The 2,992-nt window shown below is 62.3% G+C and carries 2 protein-coding genes and 1 tRNA gene; all 3 read right to left on the reverse strand.

Translation table 11 applies throughout. The features are described 5' to 3' along the window. Positions 1 to 78: 78 nt before the first annotated feature. A tRNA-Arg gene (locus tag LLH00_08945) sits at positions 79 to 155 on the reverse strand. Positions 156 to 354: 199 nt separating this feature from the next. After that, complete coding sequence (locus LLH00_08950; protein ID MCE5271399.1) at positions 355 to 2,436, reverse strand: hypothetical protein; 2,082 nt, start codon at positions 2,434 to 2,436, stop codon at positions 355 to 357. Positions 2,437 to 2,746: 310 nt separating this feature from the next. Next, the coding region (locus LLH00_08955) for a hypothetical protein (protein MCE5271400.1) at positions 2,747 to 2,992 on the reverse strand (246 nt) is incomplete at its 5' end.

Genomic DNA, 2,992 nt, shown 5'->3' on the forward strand with positions numbered 1-2,992 from the left:
CCGACTCGGGTGCCGGGGCTTCGTGTCCGGATGGATTCCGGGCATAGAAATTTCGGGCCGTTGGGCCGGCCTGAAAAATGGTGCCCCTAGGGTGACTCGAACACCCGGCAAACGGTTTAGGAAACCGCTGCTCTATCCACCTGAGCTATAGGGGCAAGCTTTGTCGAAAGGTCAATTACAGGCTTATGGCACCGTCCACACCTAAAACACCTACCCGTATGGCGCGTTCTGCAAAGAGCAACACGTCTTCAGAACTGTAATTATATATAATGACTGTGACCGGCGCAAGGCTCAAGCCGGCTGAGGGGCTGAAGCTGATGGAGCCAGGAACGGTCCCGCTGACACAGGCCTGCTCTAACGGCTGCTGCGGCTGAAAATCTGGCGGCTCAGCCAGAGGGCATCCGCCAGAGTCGCGCGGCCGTCCCGGTCGAAATCCAACTCCGGGTTGACCGGCTGGGTCCAGGCCAGGAGCAGGAATTTCAGCACATCGGCCAGGGACAGGCGGCTGTCGCGGTTGAGGTCAAGGTCAAGCGAGTCTTGCGCCAGGCTGAACTCGTTGCCGTTACCCCGCGCGACTGCCTCCAGTGCGGCGCCCACTCCCCGGAAACGGCTCGTGCGGGCTAATCGCGGCGGGCTGTCCACCAACTCGAAACGGTTGTTCTCCAGCAGGACAGTCATGTTGACCTCCTCGTAGCTGGAATTGAGGAACAGATCGTTCGAGATGAAGGTGTTGTCCCGGATGCGGATCGAGTAGCCGCCGCTCTGTGCCGCCCCGTGGTTCATCTCCACGAACATCAGCGGGCTGGCCCATTCCCCCGAGTCGCCGTAGTCGCCGTGACGGGGCTGTGCGTATTCGGTCAGGGCGACAAAGGTGTTGCCCCAGACCTCGTTTTTGGCGTTGGGATCGTAGCAGGCGATGTTGAGCGGGGTGGCGGGCACGTAGGTCCAGGGCATGTAGATCGAGTATTCTCCGGCGGCCGCGCCGGTGATAGTTGCGCTGAGCGAGTTTTCATCATTGCCGCTGATCCGCGCGGCAGGCAGCTCCGGGCTGTATTTCAGCAGATAACCGGTCCAGCGGCCGGGCTCCCATTTCTGGCTCGGGTCGCTCAGGCCGGTGCCGCTCACCACGGCGGCCGTGGAGCGGACAAACACGCCGTTGTCGATCTTGTCCAGCGGGTCGCCCCGTCCCTCCGAGTCCACGGGCAGGTGCTGGACAATGCGGACGAAATTGTCGTAGACCTGGCAGGCGGTGGCGCTGGCCTCCTCGAACTTGATCCCGTGCAGCTCGACATAGCGGAACTGGAACGGCCGTGAGTCTTGGGGCATGTCATCCAGGTCGACATGGCCTTTCAGGTCGAGGTAGTTGGAGTGGACTTTCACCTCGGGCGCGGTCAGGTGGATCCCGCGCCCGGTGCTGGTGATCCGGTTGTGGTGAATGTCCGCGCCGCGGACCGAGTTGATCGCGTAGCCGTTGACAAACTGCATGTGGTGCTGGATGTCGTTGTGGTCGATCTCGATGTCCGGCCCGTCCTCCTCCAGCATTATGGCCCGATGGCAGCCCTCGGTGAGAAGGTTGTCGTGGATGTGGATACCGCCCGCGGGGCCGAGGGCCACGCGCAGCAGGGCGTTGCCCGGGTAATGGCGGCTCTGCAGTTCGACCACCCGGCTGTACAGGTGGCAGTGGTGAAGGTCGAGCTGGACGGCCTGATTGAGGAAATTGACCGGGTAGGCGCAGCGCAGGTGGACATCCGTGCTGATCCCGGCGATCTCGGTGGGGTAGGGACGGCCGCTGCTGCGGACCGCGCAACTGTAGTCCCCGGAGCGCCGCCCCTGCACGATCCGCCCGTTGAACAGACGGGCCGCGCCCTGGCCGGCGAAACGCACCCCGAACACCTGCTCATCCGTGGAATCGCCGAATGTGAGCGTGTGGCCGTCCAGGTCCAGGGTCACGTTTTCAGCCGTGATCTGGATGCCGTCCCCGGGCACGGTGATATCCCGGGTCAGGAGGTAGGTGGCGCCGGGGCGGTCCAGGACATAGGGCGGGCCCTCTACATCGCGCGGGATACGGAGTGCGCTGTCCTGCACGGCGGTGACCAGAGTCAGGAGCGGGCTTTCGCTGCGCATTCCGGTCAGAGTGTCCAGGGCCACCAGGCGGTAGAAGCAGGTGTCCCCTGGAGTCAGGCCGGTCAGGTGATGCAGGTGCGCCCAGCGTGGGCGGCGCAGCGAGTCGCTTGCAGCGCCCAGGGCGCGGCTGGGTCCGTACTCGACCCAGGAGATGGAGGCCGAGCCGATGGCGCCATCCCGCCAGTAGAGCGCAGCCGAGGTTTCGGAGACATGTGTCCAGCTGTCGCTGAAATTCTGGGCCCGCAACAGGCCAGTGGCCAGAGCTGTCAGGGCGGTGAGTGCCAGGAGGGCACGGAGGAGTCTGGTTCGCATGTTCCCAGCCTTTCCCCGGAATAGCGGGTTCAGGTTTGAGGCAAACGCACCCGGGAGGAGAGTGCGGAAGGTTTGAGTCGTGATTGTGCTGTTTTATTTCATGCAGCATGCAATTAAATAACAGACATTAGAACTCCTTGTCAAGACATTTTTTATCTGTCGGGGACTTCCCAGTCCTGGTTATTTAGAGGCGACAGGACGCCCCACTGTCGAGCCGGCAGAGAGGAACCGGGAGCATGCCGAGCAGGTGTTTGCGCAGCGTGGAGCTCCGGGAAAGAGTGGGTTTGCCGTTTTAAGGAGACAGACTGCCTCAGGGATTCTGTTTTTCTGGGCGGAAAAGGCGAAAATCAAAGCTCTTGACGTAATCTCCGATGACAACCCGGCAGCGGTAACCCTCGCCGGAGGGCTGGGGATTACCAGAATCGTCCAGACCGTCCCAGCTCTCTTCGTGATCACCGGGGGCGCAGCCCTCATGGACCAGAGTGCGGACCAGCTGACGGAAATCCTTGTTAACCCGATAGATCTCAAGATTGACTTCCTTGGGTGTGTCGCCGGG

This window comes from bacterium (genome assembly GCA_021372515.1).
In the GTDB taxonomy this organism is placed as follows: Bacteria; Gemmatimonadota; Glassbacteria; order GWA2-58-10; family GWA2-58-10; genus JAJFUG01.